This window comes from Arthrobacter sp. cf158, from assembly GCF_900106835.1.
Lineage (GTDB): Bacteria > Actinomycetota > Actinomycetes > Actinomycetales > Micrococcaceae > Arthrobacter.
Map to the genome: position 1 here is coordinate 140,942 of NZ_FNNR01000007.1, position 26,076 is coordinate 167,017.

Here is a 26,076-nt window from a genome sequence, read left to right on the forward strand (position 1 = left end):
CGCGCCGCAACCGCAAAGCCTTTGCATGGTGACGGGCCCACAACCCGTACCCCGCGCCCCTCAATGGGCGCCCCCGAAAGGCAATCCCATGAAGAAGTCCTCGCTCCGCCGTACCCTGTCCGCAACCGCCGTCGCTGGTGGCACAGCTGCCCTGATGATGGCGGGAATCGCAGGAGCATCCGCTCACGTTTCCGTGGATCCCAACAAGACTGCCGCCAATTCCTATGCGCTGCTCACGTTTGGTGTTCCCCACGGTTGCGGTACGTCCGGCACCACCAAGATTGCCATCAGCCTGCCTGAGGAACTGACCGACGCAACACCCACCGTGAACGCCAACTGGACGGTGGAGAAGGTCACAGAGAACCTGACTGAGCCCAGGAAACTGGAGGATGGCACGTCCATCACCAAGCGGACCAGCCAGATCGTCTACACGGCCAAGGCACCGCTTGATCCGCACATGCGTGATGCACTGGTGCTCTCGGTCAAGCTGCCGGATGCCGCCGGCAAGACTATCTACTTCCCCACGTACCAGACCTGCGAGACGGGTAAGACGGACTGGATCGAGATCCCCAAAGACGGCCAGAGCGAGGATGACCTGAAGTCGCCCGCACCGGCCATCGCGATCACCCCGGCCGATGCCGCGGGTGACCACCACGCCGCATCCACCGAGTCCACGGAACAAGCTGCAGCCGTGACCGACGACGGTTCGCAGGCACGTAGCTGGGCGGGCTTGATCGCAGGCATCGCCGGACTCGGCCTGGGCGGCGCGGCGTTCTTCCGCAGCCGTTCCGCCAAGCCGGCAGTCGCCAAGGTCGACTCCAAGTAACTGACGCTGGATTGGCGCCCGGAAGATCACAATCCGGGCGCCAATCCGCACCCTTGCCCGTGGCTGAATTGACTCCCGTCACACCCGCAGCAAGGCTGGTGCCCATGTGGACTCAGCGCATCAAAACCGGACTTGTCACGACGACGGCAGCCGCTTCACTGCTGCTTCTTGCGGCCTGTGGGCCCAGCCCCAGCCCGGCGGGAACAAGCAGTGCCCCGCCCACTTCATCAACCCCGTCTGCGTCGGCCTCGTCTTCAGCGACGGCAACCACCACTCCGTCTCCCTCGCCAACAGCGACGTCCGCCGCCCCTGCCGCCCCCGGTCTCTGCAAAGCTGACTCGCTGACCGCGGCCACGGATTCCACCGGCGGCGGCGCGGCCGGCAGCATCTACGAAAAGCTGATCCTCACCAACTCCGGCACGGCCCCCTGCATCCTGGAAGGATTCGCCGGGGTCTCCTTGACTGCCGACGCCGCTGGTGAACCGATCGGCGAACCGGCCACCCGCGAAACCACAACGCCGGTCACAAAAATCGAGCTTGCTCCTGGCAAGTCTGCCTGGGCTGAAATCCGGTACACGCAGGCCGGCAACTACGGCGATTGCACCAAGGTGGCTGCGGCCGGGTTCCGGATCTACCCGCCGAATGACACTGCGTCACTGTTCATCGCGGAACCCCACGATGCTTGCAGCAACGCAGGTATCAAGCTCCTGACCATCACCGCGTTCCAAGCAGTCTGAGCATCTCCCCACGGCTCCGGCTTATTCTGTCGGAGCCGTGGGGCATGATGGAGGAATGCAGGAGCCGAAAGCGTCGGATGGCGCTATCAGCCGTTTTAGCCAAGCAACCAGGGAATGGTTCCTCGGCGCTTTTTCCGAGCCCACTCCGGCGCAGGATGGGGCGTGGAACGCGATCTCCTCGGGATCGCACGCCCTTGTTGTGGCTCCTACCGGTTCCGGCAAGACCCTCGCAGCCTTTCTCTGGGCCCTGGATCGCCTGCATTCCACTCCCACAGACACCCTGCCTGGACTTGAGGGCGTCCCCGCCAACGGCAAGGGCCGCGCCAAACGCCCCAAGACCAAAACACGCGTCCTCTACATCTCGCCGCTCAAGGCGCTGGGCGTGGACGTGGAGCGGAATCTCCGCGCACCCCTCATCGGCATCACCCAAACCGCCAAGAGATTGGGGCTGCCGGCACCACTGGTGACGGTCGGCGTCCGCTCCGGAGATACGACGGCGGCAGATCGCCGAACGCTGTTGACCAACCCGCCGGACATCCTCATCACTACGCCGGAATCCTTATTCCTGATGCTGACGTCCCGTGCCCGCGAAACGCTCAGCGAAGTGGACACCATCATCATCGATGAAGTGCACGCTGTCGCAGGAACCAAACGGGGTGCGCATCTGGCTGTCTCCCTTGAGCGGCTTGATGCCCTCCTGCCCAAGCCTGCCCAGCGCATCGGCCTCTCGGCAACAGTCCAGCCCCGTGAGTTGGTGGCACAGTTCCTGGCAGGCCAGGCACCCGTGGAGATCGTGGCACCGCCGTCCAAGAAGAACTGGAACCTCACAGTCACTGTGCCTGTGGAGGACATGTCGGATCTCCAAGGTGCTGCCGGGGCCTTCGATTCCGGGCCCGCCTCCGGGCTGCAGCCCCAGGCTTCCATCTGGCCGCACGTGGAGGAACAGATTGTCGATCTGGTCCTGTCCAAGCAGTCCACCATCGTCTTTGCCAACTCCCGCCGGCTCTCGGAACGGCTGACGGCCCGGCTCAACGAAATTTACGCGGAACGGCAGTTGATGGCTGTGGGCGGCGGTGAATGGGCGGCTTCTGAAGAGAACTCCGGGGTTCCGGCACCAAACGTCCCAGCATCCACGGCAACGCCGGCACACATGATGGCGCAGGCCGGCAGCACCACGGGCGCGGATCCGGTGCTGGCCCGCGCGCACCACGGTTCAGTGTCCAAAGACCAGCGGGCCATGATCGAGGACGACCTCAAATCCGGCCGGCTGCGCTGTGTTGTCGCCACATCATCGCTGGAGCTTGGAATCGATATGGGTGCCGTGGACTTGGTGATCCAGGTGGAGTCGCCGCCATCTGTTGCCAGTGGCCTCCAACGTGTGGGCCGTGCAGGGCACCAGGTGGGCGAAATCTCCGAAGGCGTGCTCTTCCCCAAGCACCGCGCCGACCTCCTCCATACCAGCGTCACCGTGGAACGCATGCTGAGTGGGCAAATCGAACGATTGAGCATCCCCACCAATCCACTGGACATCCTGGCGCAGCAAACCGTCGCGGCCACGGCCCTGGGCAGCATCGATGTGGAGGACTGGTTCAGCACCGTACGGCGGTCTGCACCATTTGCCAGTCTGCCCCGCTCAGCTTTCGAGGCCACCCTGGACCTGCTGGCGGGCCGGTACCCATCCGACGAGTTCGCCGAGCTCAGGCCGCGCATCATCTGGGACCGGCACGCGGGAACCATCGAAGGCCGGCCCGGCGCCCAACGTCTGGCCGTTACTTCCGGTGGCACTATCCCGGACCGTGGACTCTTCGGCGTGTACATCATCGGCACCGAGGTTGAGGGCTCGTCCTCCCCCGCAAGCGCGGATGGGAGTGAACCCACGGCGTCGGCGCGTGCAGCCAAGGGCGGACGCCGGGTTGGTGAGCTCGATGAAGAAATGGTGTATGAATCCCGGGTAGGTGATGTCTTCGCGCTCGGCGCTACCAGCTGGAAAATTGAGGACATCACCCACGATCGCGTGCTGGTGTCCCCCGCGTTTGGCCAACCCGGCAAGCTTCCGTTCTGGAAAGGCGACTCCCTGGGCCGTCCTGTGGATCTTGGCCGCGCACTGGGTGCCTTCATCCGGGAACTCTCGGCCGCGGACGAAGCCCCTGCCATGGAACGCTGCCAAGCAAGCGGTCTGGATGCCTTTGCTGCCAGTAATCTGCTCCAGTACCTCAGGGAGCAAAAGGAAGCCACGGAGATCGTTCCGAGCGACCGGACCCTGGTGGTGGAACGCTTCCACGACGAACTGGGCGACTGGCGTGTGGTCCTCCACAGCCCCTTCGGCATGCCCGTTCACGCGCCCTGGGCCCTGGCCGTGGGCCAACGCCTCCAACAGCGCCACGGCCTGGACGGTTCGGCCATGGCGGCAGATGACGGCATCGTGCTGCGCGTGCCCATGATGGAGGACGAGCCGCCCGGGGCCGATCTGTTCCTCTTTGACCCCGAGGAACTCGAGCACATCGTCACGGCAGAAGTTGGCGGCAGCGCACTGTTTGCCTCGAGGTTCCGTGAATGCGCCGCACGTGCGCTTCTCCTGCCCCGCCAAAACCCGGCCAAACGGCAGCCTCTCTGGCAGCAACGCCAGCGCTCTGCCCAATTGCTGGATGTCGCCCGTAAGTACCCGTCGTTCCCCATCGTGCTGGAAACGGTGCGCGAATGTCTCCAGGATGTTTACGATCTTCCCGCACTCATAGACATTGCGGCATCGGTAGAGCGGCGTGAGCTCAGGATTGTGGAGACCACCACTCAACAGCCCTCCCCCTTCGCCAAGTCGTTGCTGTTCGGCTACGTAGCCCAGTTCCTCTACGAGGGCGATTCCCCCTTGGCCGAACGCCGGGCAGCTGCACTCGCATTGGACTCCACGCTCCTCAATGAACTCCTGGGCCGCGTGGAACTGCGGGAGCTGCTGGACGCGGCCGTCATCGATTCCACCGAAAGGGAATTGCAGCGCCTTGCGCCGGACCGGCGGGTCCGCGGGATGGAAGGCGTCGCGGATCTCCTGCGGCTGCTCGGCCCACTCAGTGTTGAGGAAGTGTCTCAACGGCTCGAAGGTGCCCAGCAGCCCGAAGTAGCTCAGCCTGAAGCGGCTCAACACCCCGAAGTGGCGCAATCTGAAACCGCCCAGCCGTCCGAAACCAGCCTCCGTCACGAAGTCCAGGAACAGCTCGACGGCACCGAGCACCTCGAGGAAGCCCTTCCGGTGACACCCCATGGGAGTGTTCTCGACGCCGGCGCCCACCTCGCCGCCCTGCAGAAGGCCAACCGCGCACTCAAGGTCACCATCGGCGGCGTCGAGCGCTTTGCGGCAGTTGAGGACGCGGCACGGCTGCGCGACGCGATCGGTGTCCCGCTGCCCATGGGTGTGCCGCTCGCCTTCATAGAACCAGTCAGCGATCCCCTGGGTGACCTCGTTTCCCGGTATGCCCGCACGCACGGACCTTTCACTGCATCTGAGGCTGCCACCAGGCTGGGCCTTGGCGTGGCGGTGGTCACCACGGCCCTCAAGCGGCTGGCCGGGGAAGGACGGGTGGTGGAGGGCGAGTTCCGTCCGCACGCCGTCGCCGAACCCCAGGCCGTTGATCCCGCCGACTCAGAACTCATGACCCTTGACGCACCGCCCTCCAGCGAGTGGTGTGATGCTGAGGTCCTCCGGAAACTCCGGCGCCGCTCGCTCGCTGCGCTGCGGGCAGAAGTGGAGCCTGTGGACACGGCCGCTTACGGGCGGTTCCTTCCCGCATGGCAGAACGTGACCTCACCCGGCAAGTCCAGGAGTCAGGCCTTGCGAGGGCTGGATGGCATCATCACGGCCGTGGACCAACTCTCCGGGGTGCCCATTCCAGCGTCCGCCTGGGAGCCCTTGGTCCTGGCCAGCCGCGTGGCGGACTACAAACCCGCCATGCTCGACGAACTGATGGCAGCCGGCGAGCTCCTCTGGTCCGGTGCCGGGTCCCTGCCCGGCAACGACGGCTGGATCAGCCTCCATGTTGCCGACTCCGCGGAATTGACCCTCAATCCCGCCCCCGACTTTGAGCCTGGCGACGCCCAACAACGGCTTCTGGAACACTTCAGCGCGGGCGGCGGGTACTTCTTCCGGCAACTCACGGACGTGGCTGGCGGCATGGACGCGGTGCTCAGCGACGACGCCGTAGTCACTGCCTTGTGGGATCTGGTCTGGGCCGGGCGCGTCACCGGAGATACCTTCGCCCCGGTGCGTGCCATGATCGCGGGCGGAAAAACAGCGCACCGGCAGGTAGCCAAAGCGCCCAGGGCACGGGCTCCGCGCATGAGCAGGCTGGGCCGTTCCCATGGGACCGGCCTCCTGGGGTCACCCGGACTGACGGGTGGCCGCTACGGCTCGGTGTCAGGCGGCATTGCACCAGCACCGCCCTCTGCCGTGGGCAGATGGTCTGCATTGCCGGCGCCGGAGTTGGACCCCACCATCCACGCCCGTGGCACCGCCGAGTTGTTGCTGGACAGGTATGGAGTGGTGACCCGTGGTTCCGTCATGGCAGAGAACATCATTGGCGGCTTCGGCCTCATGTATAAAGTGCTGGCCCGGCTGGAGGAAGCCGGACGATGCCGCCGTGGCTACTTCATAGAACACTTGGGGGCTGCCCAGTTCGCCGTCCCAGCGACCGTGGACCGGCTGAGGTCCTTCACGGAGGATGCCCGCATTTCCAAGGCGGAGCCGTCCGCGCTGGCCCTGGCTGCAACAGACCCCGCCAATCCTTATGGCGCCGCACTTCCCTGGCCGGCACTATCCGTCGACGCCGGATCGGGGCACCGCCCGGGACGGAAAGCCGGTGCGCTGGTGGTGATGGTCGACGGCGCGTTGATCCTTTATGTGGAACGTGGCGGCAAGACACTCCTCACCTTCAGCACGGACGAGGCAGTGCTGACAGTCGCTGCCCAGGCATTGGTGGACGTGGTCCGGCGGGGAGCAGTGGACAAGCTCTTCATGGAAAAGGTCAACGGACACGACCTCCTGGAGACACCCATTGCGGTGGCCTTGGCGGCCGCGGGCGCCTACTCCACTCCGAAGGGACTGCGGATCCGTGCCTGAAGGTGATTCCATTTGGCGCGCTGCGTCGCGGCTGAACGAGGCTCTGGCCGGGCAAACCATCACGGCCTCTGACTTCCGTGTACCGCGCTTCGCCACCCTCAATTTGGCGGGCTGGACCATGACGGAAGTGGTCCCGCAAGGCAAGCACCTTCTCATGCGGCTGGCCGGGCCCGTTGATGAGGAACCCGGGGCCAGCAGGAAACCCCGGGAACTGACCATCCACTCCCACCTCAAGATGGAAGGCAACTGGATGATCTATCCGCCAGGTGGCCGTTGGACCAAACCCGGCCATACGGCACGATGCGTTCTGCGCACGGCCTCGGCGGACGCGGTGGGGTTCTCCCTGGGCATTCTGGAAGTGGTGCCGACTGCGGAAGAAAGCAAGATCGTGGGACACCTCGGCCCGGACCTCCTGGGTCCTGACTGGGACGAGGCAGAAGCGCTGCGCAGGCTACGGGCTGAACCGGATGTCACAGTCGGCTTCGCCCTGTTGGATCAGCGGAAGCTTGCGGGAATCGGCAACATTTACCGCTGCGAATCCTGCTATCTCTCGGGTATCCACCCAGCCCTGCCGGTGGGGGAAGTTCCGGACCTGGCCAAAACGGTCAACGATGCCAAGCGTCTGCTGGGAGAAAACCTTGGTCCCGGACGCCGAAGCACGTTGGGTCCACGCGCCATGAGGCCCGGCTATTGGGTCTACGGCCGGGAACGCCAACCGTGCAGGCGTTGCGGCACCACCATACGGCGTGGTCTCCTGGCCGGCCCGGACGGAACAGAAGAGCGCGACATCTACTTCTGCCCGCGCTGCCAGCCGGCACCGCAAGCCCACCCAGCGCCGTAGCCACACGAACAGCCGCAAGCCCACCCAGCGCCGTAGCCACACAAACAGCCGCAAGCCAGCCCAGCGCCGTAGCCACACGAACAGCCGCAAGCCAGCCCATACCTGAAACCGCGGCCCGGCCGGGCACCTCAAACATGCCCGGCCGGGCACAACGGTCACCGCCGCGACGGCGGCGCGGCCCCAAGCCCGGCCTGCCGACTACTCCAGGAAGCTCCCCAGCCGCCCCAGCAATAGTCGGCGGTCCCGCAAAGGTGCGCACCGCCGTCGGACGCTTTTTACGCCATCCGCCACCACTTCTGGTTGGCGGACCCGGCGCAATCCCAAAGCTGCAAGCGGGAACCTGCGGACGCAGACCAATCCGCCACGTCCACACATTTGTTCGCTTGCGGGTTCACCAAATCGCCGGCGGAGTTCAGCACGAACTGTTGCGCGGCATTTCCACTGCACGTGGCGAGTTGAATGCGTGCGCCGTTGGTGGTGGAGCCCCAGGCGACGTCCATGCATTTCCCCAAGGATCGAACAGTTCCGTTGGCGGCAAATGTCCATTGCTCGGAAGCAGCAGCGTCGCAGTCCCACAGCTGAAGTTGGGCACCCTCTGTGGCCTGGCGTCCCGCGATGTCGATGCACTTGCCCGCATAACCCTGGATCCGGGTGCTGGCGGGAGCTGCGGGTTGCGACGGCGGGGCGGCGAGCTGGTACACGCGGACGTAGTCAACCAGCAGGGCTTGCGGGAAAGCTGTTCCCGAGTCCGGCGTTCCTGGCCAGTAGCCGCCCACAGCGAGGTTCAACAGCAGGAAGAAGTTGTGGTCAAAAACCCAGGGCCCGGGAGTGTTGGCCTTGGTTTTCCGCGAGTAGGCGATGCCGTCGATGTACCACGTGACGGACTCCGGTCCCCAGTCCACGGTGAACGTGTGAAAAGTCTCGGCCAACGCCTTTCCCTGCGGCAGCGTGTAGCTGGCGTTCGCCGCGTTGGCACCGGAATACCCCGGGCCGTGAATGCTTCCCCACACGGTTCCGGATTCCTTGCCAATGTTTTCCATGACGTCCAGTTCGCCGCTGTTGGGCCAGCCGTCGGTGAAGACGTTGTCGCCCAGCATCCAGAAGGCGGGCCACATTCCTTGTCCTTTGGGCAGCTTGATTCGGGCTTCGAACCGGCCTTGCGTGCGGCTGAACTTTCCCGCCGTCAAGAGGCGCGCGGATGTGTACTGGCACGTTCCGTAGTGGCACTGATAACCAGCAGGATTTTCACGGCGGGCGGTGATGGCCATGTTTCCGTGCCCATCCGCGGCGGCGTTGTGCGTGCTGTTGGTGTAGTACTGCAGTTCGCCGTTTCCCCACCCTGACCCGCCCGTGTCGTGAACCCATTTGCTGTTGTCCGGGGCGGTTCCGGCGGGTCCGTTGAACTCATCGCTCCACAGCAGCGCACCGGGGGCCGGCATGCTGGCGGCTGCCAGCGCCGGAGGTTCAGGAGCGATGAGCGTCGCCGTTATGGTCAGGCCAACGATGACCATCGCCAGAGGCATGAGTCTTCGCTTCATGGTTGCCACTCTGACGGCCTTTCCGCCGGGTCCGCAAGGCTTTTTGCAGCGACATCCAAAATGTCACTGGGAGGAAATAATCAACGCGAAAGCACTTATCACGTCCGTAACGCCGACGAAATGCAGGCGGGAGAAAGTGGGATCAGGAAGCCGTAAATTCCGTTCGCAACTGAATTCCTTCCTCTGAGCATCGACGATGCATGCTCCAGGCGCGTCAGCCGTGTCCTCCCAACTTTCGCCCCCAAGGCGTTGGACCGGCTGCCGTGCCTTTGCCTTTTCCCCAGCAGTTACCCGGAGGCTAAACATGGGCATTCATAGGCAGATATTGGTAAGGATCCTTGCGGTCCTGGTGGTTTCTTTTGGCCTGATCTATATCAGTTGGCGCTGGTCAGGCACCGTTGCATGGGATGCCTGGTGGATTTCCCTGCCGTTGGTGGCCGCGGAGACGTACAGCCTGGGCGAGTCAGCACTGTACGCGATCACCATGTGGAACGCACGACGACGTCCACCTCCCCCACCCGCCCTGCCGGGCAGGACCGTGGACGTGTTCATCGCCACCTACAACGAGCCACTGGAGCTCGTCCTCAAGACGGCCCTCGCTGCCCGGGACCTGGAATATCCGCACGAAACCTGGATCCTGGACGACGGCGACCGCAAGGAGTTCGCTGGCGCAGCCCGGCGGATCGGCGTTGGCTACATCACGCGTGGTCCCGAGTGGGACGGCCGGCAGCGGTTCGCCAAGGCAGGCAACGTCAATAACGCCCTGTCCATGACCACCGGTGAGTTCGTGGCCATCCTGGACGCGGACCAAGTCCCGGAGCCCCGCTTCCTGGACCGCGTCCTTGGCTACTTTGATGCAGAGGAAGTGGCCTTCGTCCAGACACCCCAGCACTTCTGGAATGTTCCGGACCGCGATCCCCTGGGCAGCCAGGCCGAATTGTTCTACGGCCCCATCCAGCAGGGCAAGGACGGGTGGGACGCGGCGTTCTTCTGCGGTTCCAATGCCGTCCTGCGCAGGGAGGCCCTCATGGCCTTGGGCCTCACCCGCTACACCCGGACCGCCACCGAGCACACCTGGAGCGCCCTGCGCCGGGGCCGCTCCAGGTTGCAGGACCTGCTTGGCGAACTGGGCCGTCGCCACCCGGCGGCCATGCCGGTAGTGGAACAGGCGCTGGAAGCGATCGCCCGCGCCGAACAACAGCTCCGCCGGGGGGACGTGCTCGCGGAGATCACCTTCGAGCTCCGGGTGTCCTTCCATGCGGCGGCATTGGCAGTGCCCGATGCCATGGATGACGTAGTGCCGGAACTCGATGCCGTGCTGGAATCGGTGGACGTGGCGCATACTGACCAAGCACTGGCCATCCATCCGATGGACACCACCACCATCACCGAGGACATGGCAACGGCCATGCACCTTCATGCCATGGGATGGGGAAGCGTCTACCACCACGAGGTGCTGGTCCACGGACTTGCCCCGGAGGATGTGTCCACCATGTTGTCGCAGCGTCATCGCTGGGCAGCGGGCACCATGCAGGTGTTTTTCAACGACAATCCGTTGTTTCTGCGCGGGCTGACTCTGGCACAGCGCCTGATGTATTTGGGCACCATGACCAGCTATCTGAACGGTTTCGCCGCCCTGAGTTACATTGCGGCGCCGGTGGTGTTCCTGGTAGCCGGGACCTACCCCCTCACTGCCAGCCCTGTGGTGTTCTTCTGCTTGTTCCTGCCGTTCTTCATTTCCTGCCAACTGCTGTTCCAGGTTGCGGGCAACGGGGCCAGGGGTTTGTGGCGCGGCCAGCAATGGTCCTTCGCGCTCTTTCCCACGTGGATCGCCGCAACCTGTTCGGGTGCGGCGGCGGTTTTCCTGGGCAAACACCTGACGTTCTCCGTCACGGCCAAGAGCAAACAGGCAACAGGGCGGGGCTTCCACCACGTCCGGCTGCAAATGGTGGCGATAGCCGTGCTGCTGGCCTCATCGGGAATCGGCATAGCCCGCGCAGCCACTGGCGAAGCTCCCCTCTACCCCACGCTCATCACCCTCGCCTGGGTGGCACTGGACCTTGCCTTGCTGGGCGTGGTCATCGGTGCAGCCCGGTATCAGGGTCCAGGCGAAGAGCAGCTGGATCCCATGCCCACACCCGGGCAACTGGCCAGTGTCCTTGGCCTACCGTCGCGGACAGCACCTCCACTGAGGGACTGACCCGCCACTAATCACCCAAAACGCCGTTCCAACCCCCAGCCAGGAGCGACCCATCATGTCCACACTTTCCCGTGTTTCACACGCCACTCCCACATCACTGACAGCCTGCGATCTGAGGATCCAGGGCGCCATGGACGCAGCCACCGTTTTAGCCATCCGGCAGGACTCGGCCAAGGCCGCAACTGACGGGCCCATCCTGATCCTCCTGGATATCACTGAGGTGACCTCAGTAGGCGCTTCCGGCGTCGTCGGCCTTCTTGAAGTGCTGCATCTGCTGCGCGCACGCGGAGGAGATTTGCGGCTTTTCGGCAGTTCAGCGGCTTTGGACGATACCCGGCTTCAAGCCCATCTGGGACAAGTGGCCCGCATTTACGGCACCCGCGAGGAAGCCGTCGACGGCGGCGCATCACCCGTGCGGGCCCGTCACGCTGCACGCCGGCCCGGCTGGCTCACGATGTTCGCGCGACGGCATCGCACGTTCGGTTGGGGCTGACATGGCCCGGTCAACACTGACGCCGCCGGACCCACCCAAGCTGTGGCCAACACCACCCAGGCCGAACCCAACACCACCCACGTTCACCGGACACCCTGACCGCAAACGAAGGCGCGCCAGCCTGCTGGTTCCGCTGCTGGTCACAGCACTGGTGGCCACGGGCCTGGGCTTCGCGTCCAAGGAAGTGGTCCCCGTTGTGCAGGCATTGTCCCTGTGCAGGGCGGACGATGCCTCGTCGATCATCCCCAAGGACGGCGTGCTCCTGGGCGTCAACCTGGACTGGGACTCGGAGACTTTGGCCCAACACCGCACCAACCTCGGCCATGATCCCGCCGTGGTGGTGCAGTTCTCGGATATTCCTTATGACCAGGAAACGTGGTCCCACACCACCAATGCCGTCACCCAGGTCCGCGCTACGGGTGGAGCGCTGCTCCTGACGCTTGAGCCGCACGGCGGACTGGCCACCATGAGCGATGAAGTCATCGCAAAGTTGGCCACCGACTTACGTGCCATCAACGATCAGGGGACGCCCGTCGTCGTGCGTTTTGCGCATGAGATGAATGGCTCCTGGTACTCGTGGGGCCAGCAACCGATCCGCTACGTGGAGGTTTTCCGCAAAGTGGCGGCGGCTGTGCACAGCCAAGCGCCCGGCACGTCCATGATGTGGGCGCCCAACTACGGCGGCGGTTATCCGTTCACTGGCGGCCAGTACGCGGCCCGTCCGGGCACTCCGGACTTTGCCGCTCTGGACACCGACCACGATGGCGCCCTCACCATGTACGACGACACCTACTCGCCCTACTATCCCGGGGATGACGCTGTGGACTGGGTGGGAGTTTCCTTGTATCACTGGGGCAACCAGCGCCCTTGGGGTAACAACGACGTTGCCGAGCCAGGCAAGTTCCTGGCCATGCTCACCGGAACGTACAGCGGCACCGCCGGCAACGACAGTTCAGTCCCGGATTTCTACCAGGTGTACGGGGTGGATCACAACAAGCCGGTGGCCATCCCAGAGACCGCGGCCATCTTCACGCCGGCACGCGGCGGAGCCTCCGAGCTGGACGTGAAGAGGACTTGGTGGCGCCAGGTATTCTCCGCCGAAACCCACCAAAAATACCCACAGTTGAAGATGATCAACTGGTTCGAGTGGAAGAAGTACGAGATTGAGATCAACGACGACGTCGACTGGCGGAGCGCTGGATCACCCGCCATCCGCGACGCCCTGACCCAGGACCTGCCGGACTGGTTGCGGTACGGCGAGGATCTGGGGGCGTGCCGCTAGTGCCCCGGGCGCTAAGCCCTACGCGGCGGGCGCGGCCTCCACGGTTTCCGTGGGGGCCGTTGCCTTTGCCCGCTCCGGGACCATGAACTTCGGCAGCAGGACCTGCACGATCGGCCCGATGGCCAGGGCGTACACCACGGTGCCCACGCCCACGGAGCCACCCAGGAGGAAGCCCACAGCCAGGACAACTACTTCGATGCCGGTGCGCACCAGCCGAACGGACCAGCCTGTACGTCGGACCAGGCCGGTCATCAGGCCATCGCGCGCGCCGGGGCCAAGGCGTGCACCGATGTAGCAGGCGGAGGCGATGCCGTTCAGGATCACGGCTCCTGCGAGCATGGCGATCTGTCCGCCGAGGTGGGAGAGCTCCGGGATAAGCCAGAGGCCCAGATCGGCGAACAGGCCCACCAGGACGGCGTTGGCGATGGTGCCGATTCCCGGCATTTGCCGCAGCGGGATCCACAGAAGAAGAACCAGGAAGCTGACCGCGATGACCACAACACCAATGCTGAATCCAGTCTTTTGGGACACGCCTTGGTGGAAAACATCCCACGGGTCCAAACCAAGGCCGGCTCGGATGAACATGGCCAAGGAGATGCCATACATCGCGAGGCCGATCAAGAGTTGTGTGATTCTTCGGGTCATCATGAAATACATCATCCAAGGAAACTGGCCTTGTATTCCATAGCCAGTTTGGAATACTGGTCTTATGTCCGGCTCACTGAACCCCACCGCCCTCGTCCGCCTTCTGGGCTCGTGGAACTCCGGCGCCCTGCCCGCCTACCGTGAGCTGGCCGACGTCGTGCGTTTACTGGTGATGGACGGGCGCATCCCCTTGGACGTCGCACTGCCCAGCGAGCGGGCCCTGGCCCAGACGCTGGGACTCAGCCGGACCACAGTCACCGCTGCATACGCCAGCCTGCGCGAGCAAGGTTTCCTCACGGCAGGGCAAGGCAGCCGCGGGAGGACGTGCATCCCGCACCGCAGCGTGCCGGTGAGCGCACCGGGACTGGCCGTGCCGGACGGACTCCTGGACCTGGCGTACGCGTCGCTGTCAGCCGCCGGCGAGGTGGTGCATCGAGCATTCGCGGACGCTCTGACTGAGCTCCCTGCCCTCCTGCCCGGGTTTGGATACGACGCCGTCGGCGTCCCCGCCCTCCGCGAAGCGATCGCGGACAAGTACACGGCTGAGGGCGTTCCCACGACGCCCGGCCAGATCCTGGTCACCTCAGGTGCTCAGCACGCGCTCAACATCGTGCTGCGAACGCTCGCCGGGAAGCAGGACCGGGTGCTGGTGGAACACCCCACCTACCCCAACGCCCTGGACGCGATCAGGGCGTCAGGCTGCAAGCCCTTGCCGGTCGCGTTGCCGCCCGGCACGTCGCCGGCCTGGGACATCGACGCCATGGTGTCCACCATGAACCAGCAACGCCCGGCCATGGCGTACCTTGTTCCCGATTTCCACAACCCAACAGGGCGCATCATGTCGGATCTGCAGCGGCGCCGCTTGGTGCGCGCGGCTGCAGCGTCCGGGACCGTGCTGGTGGTGGACGAGACACTGCGCGGGTTGAACCTCGACGCCGTCCGAACCGCGCCGATGTCCTCCTTCGGTCCTGCTGTGGTGTCCATTGGGTCGCTGAGCAAGTCCCACTGGGCGGGCCTCAGGACCGGGTGGATCCGCGCTGACGAGACCCTGATTGCCCGCTGCGTGGCAACGCGGACCGTCATGGACCTGGGCGGTCCCGTGGTAGAGCAATTGGCTGCGGCGCGCCTGGTACGTTCCTTCGCCGAGCCCCTGGACGCCCGGCTGGAGGAGCTGCGCCACAACAGGGAGGCCCTGCTGGCATTGCTGGCTGAGCACCTGCCGGAGTGGGAGGTGGAGCGCCCGCGGGGTGGGCTGACGGTGTGGTGCCGCCTCCCTTCGCCGTGCAGCACTGCGCTGACTGTTCTGGCACCGGACTTCGGGCTTCGATTGGCCGCGGGTCCGCGATTCGGGGTGGGCGGCGCCTTTGAACACTACATGCGCGTGCCGTACACCTTGCCGCCGGAGCAGTTGGAGTTCGCGGTCCGTGCGCTGCGCGCCGCTCAGGACACGCTGGACGCCTCACCCCAGCTGCGCCGAACCCTCAAGGCCGGGAGGCCAACTGCTGCTGCAGTCGCCTAGCGGTCCGCCGCCTGGTGTGCGGCCCGTGCAGCTGAGCCCATGCGCTGCTTCGCCGTGTTGCTGCCGGGTCCGACGGGTACGTGCGAGGTTGCTTTGGCGAGCCCGAAGAGCGGCATCCCGTTGTACACCACTTCAATACCCGACGCCGGCACCTGGTACGTCTCGTGCCACACCCCCACATCGCCACTGCCCGCGATCTCCTTCATGAACTTCCGCCATGGACCCAGGTGCGGGGACTCCTTGTCCGCGGCGAAGCGCCTCAGGTGCTCCGGGCTTTCCCAATAGCTGAGCAGCATGGTGGTCCGCCCGAACCATTGCTCGCTGCCGAGCAGGCCTGCCTCGGGGTTTGTGGCGAGGTGCTTCATCATGGTGGGCATCGCCGACGCCACCTTGGCAACGCGGCCCATCTTCCACCATCGGTTTGCGCGCATTCCGATGAGGAAAACGGTGACCGTTTCGCGCCCGACATCCGCAGTGAAGCGGCCGGGGAAGATCTCCTGTGCCATGTGAATCCTTCGGTTGGGAAAACGTCGAGTTCCCGGATCCGGGTTTCGTAACGTTGTTATGAAACAATGTTATGAAACACTTGAGGGTATGGCAAGACCCGTAATTCATGATCAACACGTTCAGGATCGGCTTCTCGCGGTCACCGCTGAGCTGGTGGACCGCGAAGGTCCGGCGCGCGTCACCCTCCGCGACGTGGCCGCTGCCGCAGAGACGTCCACCAGCGCGATCTACTCGCTCTTTGGCGGGAAAGCGCAACTGCTGAGGGCCGCCGTCGACGACGGTTTTCGCTCCTTTGGGGAGTCCCAACGCGAGGCCGCCAAGGACGGACTGTTGGGATTGGGCCAGGCCTACCGCGTCTGGGCGCTGGACCACCCGGCCCTTTACCGCCTGATGTTCGGCGGCGCACTGGCCGCCTACGTTGATTGCAGCCCGACGCCGGAAGTCGCCTCCGAGTCGATGCTCCCCTTGGTGGAGGCGGTGGTAGCCGCACAGTCGGCGGGCTCGCTGCGCAAGGACGAGCCCACACTCGTGGCCATGGCCATCTGGGGGCAGGTCCATGGACTCGTCAGCTTGGAGCTGGCGCAGATGAACGATCCCGCCACCGACTGGAACTCCATTTATGAGGCCGCCCTGGATTCCGTGGCTCGGGCCTGGGCGGCCTCACCAGACCCTTAGGCGTATACCTTCTCCAGGAATGCGCCCCAAGCCTTGGCCGTGAGTTCCGAATCGCCGGAGCCGCTGAACTCGTGCACCGTCATGCCCACCGGAGCGCCGAAAGCGTTCCTGCCGAAGAAGCGGTACAAGGTGTCAGCAGTCCTGAGCCCCAGGAAGTTCTCGTTGGAAAAGTCCACTTCCCCACTCAGCCGGCCTACGCCGTCGACGTCCACTTCGAACGGTGAACCGGCGGCGGCACCTTCCACGCTCAGGGCCTTTTTCAACTGCAGGAAACCGTCCGGCGTCTGCGATGACGCTGGTGCCTGGACATCGGTGAACACCACCGGCTTGCCGTCGAAGTACTGAAGGTACTGGCCAAGGGTGTGCAGGTAGAACTCGGTGTGCTTGCTGGCGCCGTCGTACTGTTCGTCCCAGTTGTCGGCAAAGATGCCACTGTGCACGTAGTGCAGCTTGGCGCGGCCACCCTCAAGCGGCTCAAGGATGTGCTCCAGCTGGTTGAACCATCCGTCGGGACCGTCCATCCGGGACACCAGGTGACTGGGGTATTCCTCGGTGGTCTTGACGTCGGGCCACTGATCCGTGGGGAACATCCACGCCGGGGTGTCCTTGGTGACCGCCTGCCACACCCGCTCGGGAGTGCCGGGGAGTTCAGTGTCCGCTACGATTTCGAATTTCCGGTTGTCAGTCATTGCTGTGATCCTTTTCTGCTGATTGCTCCGGGGAGGCTTGGGTTGTCTTAAGTGCAGGGTGAAGTACGACGACGAGCCGGTGCTTACGTGCACCGCCCGCCGCGGCGGCGGCAGCACCGCCGTCGTGGTACTTATCCACAAGTTGGGTCACCGCTACGCCGAGCTCTTCCGCGAACGCCGCCCGTTCGGCAGCAGAGCGGAAAGTGATCTCGCCATCGATCGCGAAGCTGGCCAGCTTCTTCTTGGCCACCGCAGCACCGGCGATGAGTTTGCCCATCTCCTGCACAGTCCGGGAGGCCAGGGACAGCAGCCAGAAGGCCGAGAAGCGGTCTGCGAAGCGCCGGGGGTCAGGCGCCACGGACGCCAGTGCGACGGGCGAGATCAGGTAGGAGGCCGCCGTGGCACGCAGCACCCTCTCGGTGACGTTGCCCTTGCGTCGCTCTTCCACCAGCTCCACCAGCCCGTGGCGTTCCAGGGCTTTGAGGTGGTAATTCACCTTCTGCCGGGGCAGCCCCACCTTCGCGGCCAGTTGCGTGGCGGAGGCAGGTTCCACGAGCTCCCGCAGGATACGGGTGCGGATCGGGTCCAGCGAGGCTTCCGCTGCGGCCGGGTCCTCGATCACTTCGATGTCCAACATGCTTCAAGTATGCTTACCGACAACTTTTATTGTCAAGAACTTTTTTATGTTCGGTTAGCTCTTCCGTTGTGAGGCCCGCTATGCGCGATTCGGGCGCGTTTAAGGGCGCAGAGCGGGCCCCACAACGCCTGGCCGGTAGAATTGTCCGGTGATGCAATCCCCCCTCCCCGTGCGCGACGGCGTGAACGCCACCCGCCTCCGTCTGCCGGACGAGGGACCATGGACCACCGCAATGGACTACATGATGCACCGTTGGGGACACATAGACCCCCAAGGCATCGAGGACCGGTTCGACGCCGGCGAAATCGTGGGCGAGGGCGGCGTACCCCTGGACCGCAGCACCAAACTGGAGGACCACACCTTCATTTGGTACTACCGCACGCTCCCGCCGGAAACACGGCTGCCCGTGGAAATCACCATCCTGCATCAGGACGAACACATCCTGGTGGTGGACAAGCCGCACTTCCTCCCCACCACGCCCGGCGGCACGTACATCCAGGAATCCGCGCTGGTCCGGCTCCGGAACCTGCTGGACCTCCCGGACCTCATCCCCATGCACCGCCTGGACCGCATGACCGCCGGCCTGCTGCTGCTCTCCACCAACCCCGAGACCCGCGGTAAGTACCAGGTGCTCTTCGAGAAGCGCCAGGTCCAGAAGGAATACGAGTGTGTTTCCGCCGCCACGCCCGCCGCAGGCTTTCCCGCCGTCGAGTTCCCTGTAGTTGTCCGCAACCGCATGACCAAGTCCCGCAGCTACCTGCTCGCCGAAGTCATTCCCGGTGAACCGAACGCTGAAACGCGCATTGAACAGACAAGAACGTTCGACGCCGGAACTCACCAGCGCGCGCTGTACCGGCTGGAGCCGCACACCGGAAAGACGCACCAACTCCGCGTGCACATGGCCTCGCTCGGGCTGGGAATCGTCAACGACGCCTTCTATCCGGATCTGTTGGACAAGGCCCCGGATGACTACAGCAGGCCCCTCCAACTCCTGGCCCGCGGCATCACTTTCATAGATCCCATCAGCAAGCATCCCGTGGAGTACCGGAGCCGGTTGGAGCTCAGCGAAGCCCACGCCTGACACGTTGTGCGGAGACCGTTTCTTCCGCAACAAAGCAGGGCTACCATGGGTTTGCTGGGGCAGAACCGGGGAGTTGCGATGAAGCACATCACTGAAATTCCGGGCGATAAGACTGCGTCGGCTTTCGCCTACTCTGCCGCAGCGGTTGGCGTTGCCGGTGTGCTGACCCTCGGAGCCATGTATGCCGTGGAGGTGCCCCGGGGCGGCCCCTTCGTGTTCGGCGCCATCAACGATGCCACGGGTGCGGTGTTCAACGTGCTCGTCATCCCGGTGATACTGCAAGTCCACAAGCGCCTTCCGGAAACACAGTGGACCGGGCCGCTGAAATGGGTGACCGTGGCGGCCTGCGCAGCGGGTGCCACGAGCTCTGCTCTGCTGGTACTCAAGGTGCTGGACTTCGGGCCATCCACGGCAGTTTCCGTGTCCGCCATTGTCATCCAAGGGATTTGGTTCCTCGTGGCGAACAACAAGCTGCTTCACGCTGGGGACTATCCGAGCGGACTCGCGAAGCTTGGCCGGTTCATCGGCGGAGCGCTGCTGATCGGGCTTCCCATTGCCGGCCTTGGATTCCTTATCCCCGGGCCGGAGTGGCTCCGTTACGCAGTAATGGGAGTGGGCTTCCTTGCCGGTGCGTCATCGTGGGCAGCATGGCCGTACTGGTATTTCAGGGCGGGAAAGTTCCTCGGGCACAAGCGGCCGGCTGAGGCGCCAAGCGGCGCTGCACCGGAACCAGCCTGACCTTCCGCGGAGAGACTCAGTCCCCCGGCGTCAGATGGTCGAACACCAGGTTCGTCTGGGTGTTGGCGATTGCAGGATCCGATGCGAGATGGATGGCAATGAAGTCACGCAGTTCCTTCGGCGTCCCGCAGGCCACATGTACCAGAAAGTCCTGGTCACCAGCCAGCAGGAAGACGCTTTGGACGTTTGGCAGCGCCCTCAACCTCTGACCGATCGCCAACATCTTGTTCCTTGCCTGCGAGTTCACCCGGACTGAGATCAGCGCGTAGACCAGCAATCCCAACGCTTCAAGATCCACTGATGCGTGGAAGCCCCAGATGATCCCGGCATCCCGAAGGGCCCGGACCCGTCCCAGACAGGTGGAAGGTGCAATCCCGGCCTTCGAGGCCAGCACATTGTTGGGGATCCGAGCATCGGCCATCAGCTCCTGGAGGATCAGCCGGTCCGTATCGTCCAGCCGAACGCGATTCACGAGGGCACTCTGATTTCGGGCGATTGTTGAATCAGACACGAATCAATCCCTTTTCATTTTGTGATTCTTCAAAATCCTTGGTGCGAGCTTGAGTTGGATTCTATCTTGAAGCGATTTGCAGAATCGACGAGGAGGTCGTGATGAGCAGTTTCGACAAGATCCAGGAACGTGAAGGCGGGCTGAAAAAGCAGCTCACTTCACGCCAAATGACCATGATCGCGCTGGGCGGTGCAATCGGCACGGGCCTGTTCCTGGGGAGCAAATTTGCCATCGGCCTGGCCGGTCCCAGCGTGATCATCAGTTATGCGATTGGCGGGCTGATCGCCCTGCTCTTGATGGGTAGCCTTTCGGAGATGACAGTGGCCCACCCTACCTCGGGCTCGTTCGGCGCTTTCGCCGAGCACTATGTCAGCCCGCTGGCCGGATTCCTGGTCAAGTACATGTATTGGTCCTGCATTGTGCTGGCCGTGGGCACCGAGGTCACCGCGGTGGGCGAATACATGAAACTGTGGTTCCCTGACGTGCCCTCGCTGCTGTGGGTCATCTTCTTCTCGGCAGTGCTCATCGGCGTGAACACCTTGAACGTGAAGGTGTTCGGAACCCTGGAGTACTGGTTCTCCAGCATCAAGGTCTTCGCGATCATTGCCTTCATTGTGCTGGGCGCATACATCGTCGTCGGCGACCGTACGGAAGGTACAGGCTTCCAGAACTACACGTCCGACGGCGGATTCTTCCCGCACGGGCTGTCCGGCACCTGGTTCGCGGTAATTGTGTCCATCTTCAGCTACCTCAGCATCGAGATGATCGCCATCGCAGCCGGCGAAGCCAAAGATCCTGCGACGGCAGTGAAGAAGGCCTTCCGCACCACCATTGTCCGGCTCCTCCTCTTCTACATCGTCACACTGGCGCTGATACTGGCCATCGCCCCCGTCAGCCAGATCCTGGCAGGCGGCAGCCCTTTCGTCACCGTGATGCAGAACCTGGGCATCCCCTTCGCTGACAGCCTGCTGACCTTCGTGGTGATTATCGCCGCACTGTCCGCCATGAACAGCCAGCTCTACATCTCCACCCGCATGATCTTCAGCCTCTCCCGCAGCGGAGACGCACCGTCCATCTTTGGAAAACTCCGGCCCAACGGCGCACCCGTGAATGCCCTCATTCTGTCCACGGCCGGAATTGCGATCGCCACCGTGGTGTACGCCATGTTCCCCCAGACTGCTTTCACCTTCATGATGGCCATTTCCATGTTCGGCGCCATGTTCACCTGGTTCATGATCTTTGTGACCCACTGGTTCTTCCGCCGGAGCCTCAAGCGCAGCGGAACTGAGCTCTCCTACAAAACCCGTTTCTACCCCGTGGGCACCATCCTGGGCGCCGTCCTCATGCTTGCGATTGCCGTGAGCACGCTCGGCACCGAGGCGTTCAGCATGACACTGATCTTTGGCCTTCCGTCCCTTGCACTCGTCACGGTCCTGTTCTTCGTGGTGCAACGGCGCAAGAGTCAGGCACCCTCTGAAGAATCAAACCCCGGGGAGGACCCAAACACCGTCCGGAAGACCGCCGTCGTATCCTCGGAGAACAGCACGAACTCCACTACCTCCAGAGGGCTGCCTGCAGAGGCACCCGCTGACGATGACGACCAGAACGATCTCACGGCGTCGAACGCTACCTCGGCGACCTGACGCGCATCCCAACCATAGATTCCGGCGCTGATCGCGGGGAAAGCCACGGACCGGGCACCCAGTCCCGCTGCCACCGTCAGACTTTCGCGGAAGCACGAAGCCAGCAGCGCCGGATCCGTCTGCCCTGCGTGCCTGTTGGGTCCCACAGTGTGGACCACCCAGCGGGCAGGAAGCCGGAAGCCGGGCGTCGCGACGGCGCCACCCACCGGCAGCCCACCCGGCAACTCCGTCCGCCGCAGCTCACGGCACGCCTCAAGGAGTTCAGGTCCAGCGGCCCTGTGAATTGCGCCGTCCACTCCCCCTCCACCGAGCAGGGATGAGTTTGCGGCGTTGATGATCGCGTCAACGCCGCGCGTGGTGATATCTCCGTGCAGGATGTCGATTCGCATGCCGCCAGTCTCGCGCCGGAGCAGCGGCAGAGGCAAGTGCGGTACCTTGTGGCCATGGACATCACCGCCCCCGAGACCTGGGGATCCGCAATATATCTGTGGATCGTCCCCATCGTGCTGGGTGATGCCATCTTCCCGCCCATCCCGTCCGAGATGGTGGTGATTACCGGAGGCGCTCTCGCTGCCGACGGCCACGCCAACTTCTGGCTGATCCTGTTCCTCGCCGCTTTCGCCTCCTGGCTCGGAGACATGGCGGTTTTCGTGTTGTTCAGGCGGCGCATCAGCCATGTCCTGGACCGATGGTCATGGGGCCGCCGGGTTCACCGCGGAATCCACGAGGCAATCGCCGAGGCGGGCCGCTCCTCAACGTACGGGGCCATCATTGGCGCGCGTTTCATCCCGGGAGGAAGACTCGCTACCTCGTCCGCAGCCGGCATTGCCAATGTTTCCGTGCGTGGATTCAGCCTCTGCGCCGGCTTGGGCGCTGTGTTGTGGGCCGTGTGGCAAGTGGGCCTGGGCTACTTCACCGGCTCCACCACCAAGCTTCCCTTCTGGGCGAGCTCGCTGATAGGCGTGGGAGTCGGCCTGGTAATTGGTGTGGTGGTGGGCCTGATTGTCACCAGGCGCCGTGGCAGCCGCTCACCCGTGGACGAACCGTACGACGGCGATGTCCCCCAGCCCGAGTAGCGTCCCGGCGTTGGATTCCTGCGGTCCTAGATGGGCGACCAACGGCCGCGGCTGCGACGCAGCACATACAAGCTGCCGGTAAGGGCAACGCGCTCGACGGCGTCACGCATCATGGCAGCCGACGTGCGGGCTTCGTCGTTCTCGCCCCTGTAATCGCGGTCGCCTACCGTGAAGCGGAGGCTGATCTGTGGCACTCCGCCCACAATGTCCAGCTGGTTCGATTCCACGTGATGGCGGGTTTCCAAGGCCTCTACGGCGGCGGCCATGACGGACTCGGGGGCATTGCCCGGTTTGAGGCCAGTGATCTTCAACTTGGTCTGGAACGACGGCATCCCACCACCCTAACGCCCGATTGCCGTGCCTCAGCCCGCCATCCCTCTCTCACCTACCGCACCAACAGAAGGATCCCTCTCTCACCTACCGCACCAACGAAAGGATCCCTCTCTCACCGGGTGAGAGAGGGATCCTTGAAAACGCGCGTTAGGTGAGAGAGCGTCTGCTAGCCGGTGTTGCGCAGGCCGGCGGCTACGCCGTTGACGGTGATGAGCATGGCCCGCTGGAGCCGCTCGTCGATCTCAGCCCCGGATACTGACTCCTCACGGACGCGGCGAAGCAACTCCACCTGCAGGTAGCTGATGGGGTCGAGGTACTGGTCCCGGATTTCCAGGGAACGCTTCAAGGTTGGCTGGGCATCCAGCAGCTCGATCTCGCCCGTGAGCCGCTCGATTTCGGCCACCGTGAGCTCGTATTCGTCGCGGATCATGTGGAACAGACGGTGCAGTTCTTTCGGAACCAAGGAAGAAACGTAGTGGCCCGCGATTTCCATGTCCGTCTTGGCCAGTGTCATTTCCACGTTGGAAATGACAGAGCGGAAGAAGTGCCAGCGGTCCATCATCTCCAGGAGCTGGTCCGTGTTGCCTGCCTCGCGGGCTGCCTTCAAACCTGAACCAACGCCGAACCACCCGGGCACAATTTGGCGGGACTGGGTCCAGCCAAACACCCACGGGATGGCCCGGAGTCCGCCCAGTCCCGCGCCGGAATCCGGTCGCTTGGACGGACGGGATCCAATGTTCAACGAGCCCAGCTGCTCCACCGGCGTTGAGGCCAGGAAATAGGCCGGCAGCTCAGGATCATCGATCAACGTGCGGTAGCGGGCGAATGCTGCGTCCGAGATGGTTTCCATGACGTTCGCGTAGCGCTCACGCTCGTCTTCCGAGGTGCGCGGCGTGCGGTGCAGCGCCGAGCCCTGCATCACTGCGGCCAAGGAAAGCTCAAGGTTTTCGCGGGCGAGTTCCGGCAGGGAGTACTTGTCCGAGATGACTTCGCCCTGCTCGGTGAACTTGATTTCGCCTTCCAGCACACCATTCGGCTGGGCCATGATGGCATCGTACGTCGGTCCGCCACCGCGGCCCACGGAACCACCGCGGCCGTGGAAGAGACGGACGCGGACCCCGTGCTTGGCGGCCACATCGCGCAGCTTTCGCTGGGTCTTGTGGATTTCCCACTGGCTGGTCATCACGCCGGATTCCTTGTTGGAATCGGAGTAACCCAGCATGACTTCCTGGACATCGCCGCGGAGGCGGACCAGCTCCCGGTAGGACGGATCGGACAGCAGCTGATCTACGATCTCAGCTGATGCGCGGAGTTCCTCCACGGTCTCCAGCAGTGGAGCGAAGCCGATTTTGGCGCGCGGCTTCCCTCCGAAGAGGTCAATCAACCCGGCCTCACGGGCCAGGACGGCGGCAGCGAGAACATCGTCGGCACCGCGGGTCATGGAGATGATGTAAGTCTCCACGACGTCCGGACCGTAGGTGTGCAGGGCCTGGCGGATGCTCCGGAAGACGTCGTAGGTACCGTCGGCCGTGCCCTCGAGCTTGATCGGGTGTCCGGAAAGAGGACGGCGGGAAGCCAACTCCGCACCCAGGAACTCGAAGCGCTCTTCACGGGTCAGTTCGCCATAGGGCTTCCCGGCACCAAGCCTGTCAACGAGCTGGCCCACAGCATCGTGGTGGTAGTCGGCATGCTCACGGATGTCCAAGGTTGCCAGGTGCAGGCCAAACGCTGCGATGGCACGGCGAACCCGGGCCAGGGCACCGTCTGCCACCAATCCGGCCGCGTGGTTTCGCAGCGACTCTTCCAGGAGCCCGAATTCAGCCAGCAGCTCCGATGTGGTGGCGTAGTCACGGCCTGGCTCGTGATGGCTCGACGCCGCAACCCGACGACCGGTGTTGATCAGCTTGGCTTTGATGCAGGTCAGTTTCAGCCTGTAGGGCTCCTGCGCATTCAGTTCAAGAATGCGTTTGTCCAACCCCGGCAGGTTCTTGAGGTCCACAGTGATGGAGTCCAGCAACTCCTGGTCGGCCCCAAACAGTGCCGTGGAGTTGGAGAGGACCGAGATGAGTTCGTCGATCAAGGCAATGCTGATGCGCACGGCGTTCTGGTTCTGGAGCTGCAGGATTTCACGCGTGACTGCCGCGGTGACGTTCGGGTTGCCGTCACGGTCGCCACCGATCCACGAACCAAAACGAAGCGGCGCGGCAGCGGCCGGCAGCGTGACACCGTGCTCGGCAAGAAGTTCCGAGAGGTCCGTCAACATTTCCGGCATGGCGTCGGTGAGGATGCTGTTCAGGTAATAGATGGCGTTGCGCGCTTCATCGACAGGGGTGGGGCGGACCTGGCGAAGCTCATCCGTCTGCCACATCTGGTCGATGATTTCAGCAAGCTGGCGGTCTTGGCGCCGGCGGGCGGACGTGCCCTCGGTGGTGGGCTCGGCTAGGACATCGGACAGTTTGCGCACCTTGTCCAGGACCGAACGGCGTGATGCCTCGGTGGGGTGTGCCGTGAAGATGGGACGGACATCGAGTTCGTTGATCACATCCTGCAGGACCTGCGGACCCGCCTGGCCTGCAATCTCAGAGACGGCCTTGGCCAGCCAGCCGTCCTTTTCCTGCCGGGTGCGAAGTCCACGGACACGGTGAACCTGCTCTGCCGCGTTGCTGAGGTGGAAGTAGAACGCAAAGGCGCGGACCAAATCGGTGGCCTGCTCCAGTGGCAGCGAGGCGAGCAACTCACGGACCTGGGCAACGACGTCGTGCGCGCTCCAAGGGCCGGTAGCGTCCGCGCCGCCCCTGGCGGCTTCCTTGGACTCCTTGGTCAGCAGGCGCACCTGTTCCACGAGCTGAAGGAGGTCCGGACCGTGCTGTCGGACCAGTGACTCGCCAAGGAGGGTGGAAACGCGGCGCACATCGGCGCGCAGTTCGGCAGCGAGATCGGTGTCTTGATGGGCAGTGTGAACCATAGATACATACCTTCGGGATCTGGTGTGGCTCGTACA

Annotated in this window: 21 protein-coding genes and 1 pseudogene; 13 read left to right on the forward strand and 9 right to left on the reverse strand. The window is 64.0% G+C overall.

The features are described 5' to 3' along the window. The first annotated feature begins 88 nt into the window (after nt 1–88). The 4 genes from BLW08_RS15315 (at nt 89) to BLW08_RS15330 (ending at nt 7,508) form a co-directional block, all read left to right on the forward strand. The gene (locus tag BLW08_RS15315) at nt 89–826 is read left to right on the forward strand and encodes a YcnI family copper-binding membrane protein (protein WP_091326153.1); all 738 of its coding nucleotides are present in this window, start codon (nt 89–91) and stop codon (nt 824–826) included. Between the two features lie 104 nt (nt 827–930). Next, the gene (locus BLW08_RS23900) at nt 931–1,563 is read left to right on the forward strand and encodes a DUF4232 domain-containing protein (protein WP_175538730.1); all 633 of its coding nucleotides are present in this window, start codon (nt 931–933) and stop codon (nt 1,561–1,563) included. 55 nt (nt 1,564–1,618) lie between these two features. Beyond that, the gene (locus BLW08_RS15325; protein ID WP_091326155.1) at nt 1,619–6,667 is read left to right on the forward strand and encodes an Lhr family helicase; all 5,049 of its coding nucleotides are present in this window, start codon (nt 1,619–1,621) and stop codon (nt 6,665–6,667) included. Then, entirely contained in the window at nt 6,660–7,508 is an 849-nt protein-coding gene (locus BLW08_RS15330) for a DNA-formamidopyrimidine glycosylase family protein (RefSeq protein WP_091326157.1), read from the forward strand. Before BLW08_RS15325 ends, BLW08_RS15330 begins: the two co-directional genes overlap by 8 nt. Before the next feature lie 275 nt (nt 7,509–7,783). Here BLW08_RS15330 and BLW08_RS15335 read toward each other — a convergent pair whose 3' ends face one another. Then, entirely contained in the window at nt 7,784–9,046 is a 1,263-nt protein-coding gene (locus tag BLW08_RS15335; protein ID WP_091326373.1) for a ricin-type beta-trefoil lectin domain protein, read from the reverse strand. Between the two features lie 304 nt (nt 9,047–9,350). Here BLW08_RS15335 and BLW08_RS15345 point away from each other — a divergent pair, with 304 nt between their 5' ends. From BLW08_RS15345 to BLW08_RS15355, 3 genes are read left to right on the forward strand one after another with little or no spacing between them, the layout of a single operon-like run. Further along, nucleotides 9,351–11,246 carry a glycosyltransferase family 2 protein gene (locus BLW08_RS15345; RefSeq protein WP_090824839.1) on the forward strand — a complete coding sequence of 632 codons (1,896 nt, stop codon included), beginning with the start codon at nt 9,351–9,353 and terminating at the stop codon, nt 11,244–11,246. Between the two features lie 55 nt (nt 11,247–11,301). After that, nucleotides 11,302–11,739 (forward strand): STAS domain-containing protein, encoded by a 438-nt coding sequence (locus BLW08_RS15350; protein ID WP_091326162.1) that lies wholly within the window; start codon nt 11,302–11,304, stop codon nt 11,737–11,739. A 1-nt stretch (nt 11,740) separates the two neighbouring features. After that, complete coding sequence (locus tag BLW08_RS15355; RefSeq protein ID WP_254779896.1) at nt 11,741–13,021, forward strand: glycoside hydrolase family 26 protein; 1,281 nt, start codon at nt 11,741–11,743, stop codon at nt 13,019–13,021. 18 nt (nt 13,022–13,039) lie between these two features. Here BLW08_RS15355 and BLW08_RS15360 read toward each other — a convergent pair whose 3' ends face one another. Next, nucleotides 13,040–13,669, reverse strand: a complete 630-nt coding sequence (locus BLW08_RS15360; protein WP_091326377.1) for a membrane protein YczE — start codon at nt 13,667–13,669, stop codon at nt 13,040–13,042. Between the two features lie 61 nt (nt 13,670–13,730). On the opposite strand from BLW08_RS15360, the gene BLW08_RS15365 reads away from it, so the two are divergent. Further along, nucleotides 13,731–15,185 (forward strand): MocR-like transcription factor YczR, encoded by a 1,455-nt coding sequence (locus tag BLW08_RS15365; RefSeq protein WP_091326163.1) that lies wholly within the window; start codon nt 13,731–13,733, stop codon nt 15,183–15,185. Here the strand turns inward: BLW08_RS15365 and BLW08_RS15370 are convergent. Next, nucleotides 15,182–15,691 (reverse strand): DUF4188 domain-containing protein, encoded by a 510-nt coding sequence (locus BLW08_RS15370; protein WP_091326165.1) that lies wholly within the window; start codon nt 15,689–15,691, stop codon nt 15,182–15,184. The genes BLW08_RS15365 and BLW08_RS15370 overlap by 4 nt on opposite strands. A gap of 88 nt (nt 15,692–15,779) precedes the next feature. Here BLW08_RS15370 and BLW08_RS15375 point away from each other — a divergent pair, with 88 nt between their 5' ends. Further along, nucleotides 15,780–16,367: a TetR-like C-terminal domain-containing protein gene (locus tag BLW08_RS15375; RefSeq protein WP_254779897.1), complete on the forward strand. Its 588-nt coding sequence runs from the start codon at nt 15,780–15,782 to the stop codon at nt 16,365–16,367. Here BLW08_RS15375 and BLW08_RS15380 read toward each other — a convergent pair. Together BLW08_RS15380 and BLW08_RS15385 are read right to left on the reverse strand one after the other, a co-directional pair. Continuing rightward, the gene (locus BLW08_RS15380) at nt 16,364–17,056 is read right to left on the reverse strand and encodes an SRPBCC family protein (protein ID WP_090824831.1); all 693 of its coding nucleotides are present in this window, start codon (nt 17,054–17,056) and stop codon (nt 16,364–16,366) included. The genes BLW08_RS15375 and BLW08_RS15380 overlap by 4 nt on opposite strands. Beyond that, nucleotides 17,049–17,693: an ArsR/SmtB family transcription factor gene (locus BLW08_RS15385; protein WP_091326170.1), complete on the reverse strand. Its 645-nt coding sequence runs from the start codon at nt 17,691–17,693 to the stop codon at nt 17,049–17,051. The genes BLW08_RS15380 and BLW08_RS15385 overlap by 8 nt, the downstream gene beginning before the upstream one ends. A 151-nt stretch (nt 17,694–17,844) precedes the next feature. On the opposite strand from BLW08_RS15385, the gene BLW08_RS15390 reads away from it, so the two are divergent. Then, the gene (locus BLW08_RS15390) at nt 17,845–18,774 is read left to right on the forward strand and encodes an RluA family pseudouridine synthase (RefSeq protein ID WP_091326172.1); all 930 of its coding nucleotides are present in this window, start codon (nt 17,845–17,847) and stop codon (nt 18,772–18,774) included. Between the two features lie 78 nt (nt 18,775–18,852). Beyond that, nucleotides 18,853–19,512 (forward strand): hypothetical protein, encoded by a 660-nt coding sequence (locus tag BLW08_RS15395; protein ID WP_090824899.1) that lies wholly within the window; start codon nt 18,853–18,855, stop codon nt 19,510–19,512. 16 nt (nt 19,513–19,528) lie between these two features. Here the strand turns inward: BLW08_RS15395 and BLW08_RS15400 are convergent, their stop codons facing one another. Then, nucleotides 19,529–20,023 (reverse strand): Lrp/AsnC family transcriptional regulator, encoded by a 495-nt coding sequence (locus tag BLW08_RS15400; RefSeq protein WP_254779898.1) that lies wholly within the window; start codon nt 20,021–20,023, stop codon nt 19,529–19,531. Between the two features lie 173 nt (nt 20,024–20,196). Here BLW08_RS15400 and BLW08_RS15405 point away from each other — a divergent pair. Next, nucleotides 20,197–21,384, forward strand: a pseudogene (locus BLW08_RS15405) (amino acid permease); the annotation flags it as partial. Between the two features lie 101 nt (nt 21,385–21,485). Here the strand turns inward: BLW08_RS15405 and BLW08_RS15410 are convergent. Beyond that, a complete protein-coding gene (locus BLW08_RS15410) occupies nt 21,486–22,055 on the reverse strand; it encodes an O-acetyl-ADP-ribose deacetylase (protein WP_175538723.1) in 570 nt (189 codons plus the stop codon). Nucleotides 22,056–22,109: 54 nt separating this feature from the next. Here BLW08_RS15410 and BLW08_RS15415 point away from each other — a divergent pair, with 54 nt between their 5' ends. Continuing rightward, complete coding sequence (locus BLW08_RS15415; RefSeq protein ID WP_091326381.1) at nt 22,110–22,742, forward strand: DedA family protein; 633 nt, start codon at nt 22,110–22,112, stop codon at nt 22,740–22,742. Nucleotides 22,743–22,768: 26 nt separating this feature from the next. Here BLW08_RS15415 and BLW08_RS15420 read toward each other — a convergent pair whose 3' ends face one another. Next, nucleotides 22,769–23,074: a hypothetical protein gene (locus BLW08_RS15420; protein WP_090824824.1), complete on the reverse strand. Its 306-nt coding sequence runs from the start codon at nt 23,072–23,074 to the stop codon at nt 22,769–22,771. A 167-nt stretch (nt 23,075–23,241) separates the two neighbouring features. Next, nucleotides 23,242–26,040, reverse strand: coding sequence for a phosphoenolpyruvate carboxylase (ppc, locus tag BLW08_RS15425; protein ID WP_091326175.1), 2,799 nt, complete (start codon nt 26,038–26,040; stop codon nt 23,242–23,244). Nucleotides 26,041–26,076: the final 36 nt, after the last annotated feature.

Bases quoted from the DNA above. Each gene is read 5' to 3' on its own strand.
- BLW08_RS15325 (WP_091326155.1), top strand. From the start codon at position 1,619: ATGCAGGAGCCGAAAGCGTCGGATGGCGCTATCAGCCGTTTTAGCCAA.
- BLW08_RS15390 (WP_091326172.1), top strand. From the start codon at position 17,845: ATGCAATCCCCCCTCCCCGTGCGCGACGGCGTGAACGCCACCCGCCTC.
- BLW08_RS15365 (WP_091326163.1), top strand. From the start codon at position 13,731: ATGTCCGGCTCACTGAACCCCACCGCCCTCGTCCGCCTTCTGGGCTCG.
- BLW08_RS15335 (WP_091326373.1), bottom strand. From the start codon at position 9,046: ATGAAGCGAAGACTCATGCCTCTGGCGATGGTCATCGTTGGCCTGACC.
- BLW08_RS15370 (WP_091326165.1), bottom strand. From the start codon at position 15,691: ATGGCACAGGAGATCTTCCCCGGCCGCTTCACTGCGGATGTCGGGCGC.
- BLW08_RS15355 (WP_254779896.1), top strand. From the start codon at position 11,741: ATGGCCCGGTCAACACTGACGCCGCCGGACCCACCCAAGCTGTGGCCA.
- BLW08_RS15420 (WP_090824824.1), bottom strand. From the start codon at position 23,074: ATGCCGTCGTTCCAGACCAAGTTGAAGATCACTGGCCTCAAACCGGGC.
- BLW08_RS15360 (WP_091326377.1), bottom strand. From the start codon at position 13,669: ATGATGACCCGAAGAATCACACAACTCTTGATCGGCCTCGCGATGTAT.
- BLW08_RS15385 (WP_091326170.1), bottom strand. From the start codon at position 17,693: ATGTTGGACATCGAAGTGATCGAGGACCCGGCCGCAGCGGAAGCCTCG.
- ppc (WP_091326175.1), bottom strand. From the start codon at position 26,040: ATGGTTCACACTGCCCATCAAGACACCGATCTCGCTGCCGAACTGCGC.
- BLW08_RS15350 (WP_091326162.1), top strand. From the start codon at position 11,302: ATGTCCACACTTTCCCGTGTTTCACACGCCACTCCCACATCACTGACA.
- BLW08_RS15415 (WP_091326381.1), top strand. From the start codon at position 22,110: ATGGACATCACCGCCCCCGAGACCTGGGGATCCGCAATATATCTGTGG.
- BLW08_RS15380 (WP_090824831.1), bottom strand. From the start codon at position 17,056: ATGACTGACAACCGGAAATTCGAAATCGTAGCGGACACTGAACTCCCC.
- BLW08_RS15410 (WP_175538723.1), bottom strand. From the start codon at position 22,055: ATGCGAATCGACATCCTGCACGGAGATATCACCACGCGCGGCGTTGAC.
- BLW08_RS15315 (WP_091326153.1), top strand. From the start codon at position 89: ATGAAGAAGTCCTCGCTCCGCCGTACCCTGTCCGCAACCGCCGTCGCT.
- BLW08_RS15395 (WP_090824899.1), top strand. From the start codon at position 18,853: ATGAAGCACATCACTGAAATTCCGGGCGATAAGACTGCGTCGGCTTTC.
- BLW08_RS15345 (WP_090824839.1), top strand. From the start codon at position 9,351: ATGGGCATTCATAGGCAGATATTGGTAAGGATCCTTGCGGTCCTGGTG.
- BLW08_RS23900 (WP_175538730.1), top strand. From the start codon at position 931: ATGTGGACTCAGCGCATCAAAACCGGACTTGTCACGACGACGGCAGCC.
- BLW08_RS15375 (WP_254779897.1), top strand. From the start codon at position 15,780: ATGGCAAGACCCGTAATTCATGATCAACACGTTCAGGATCGGCTTCTC.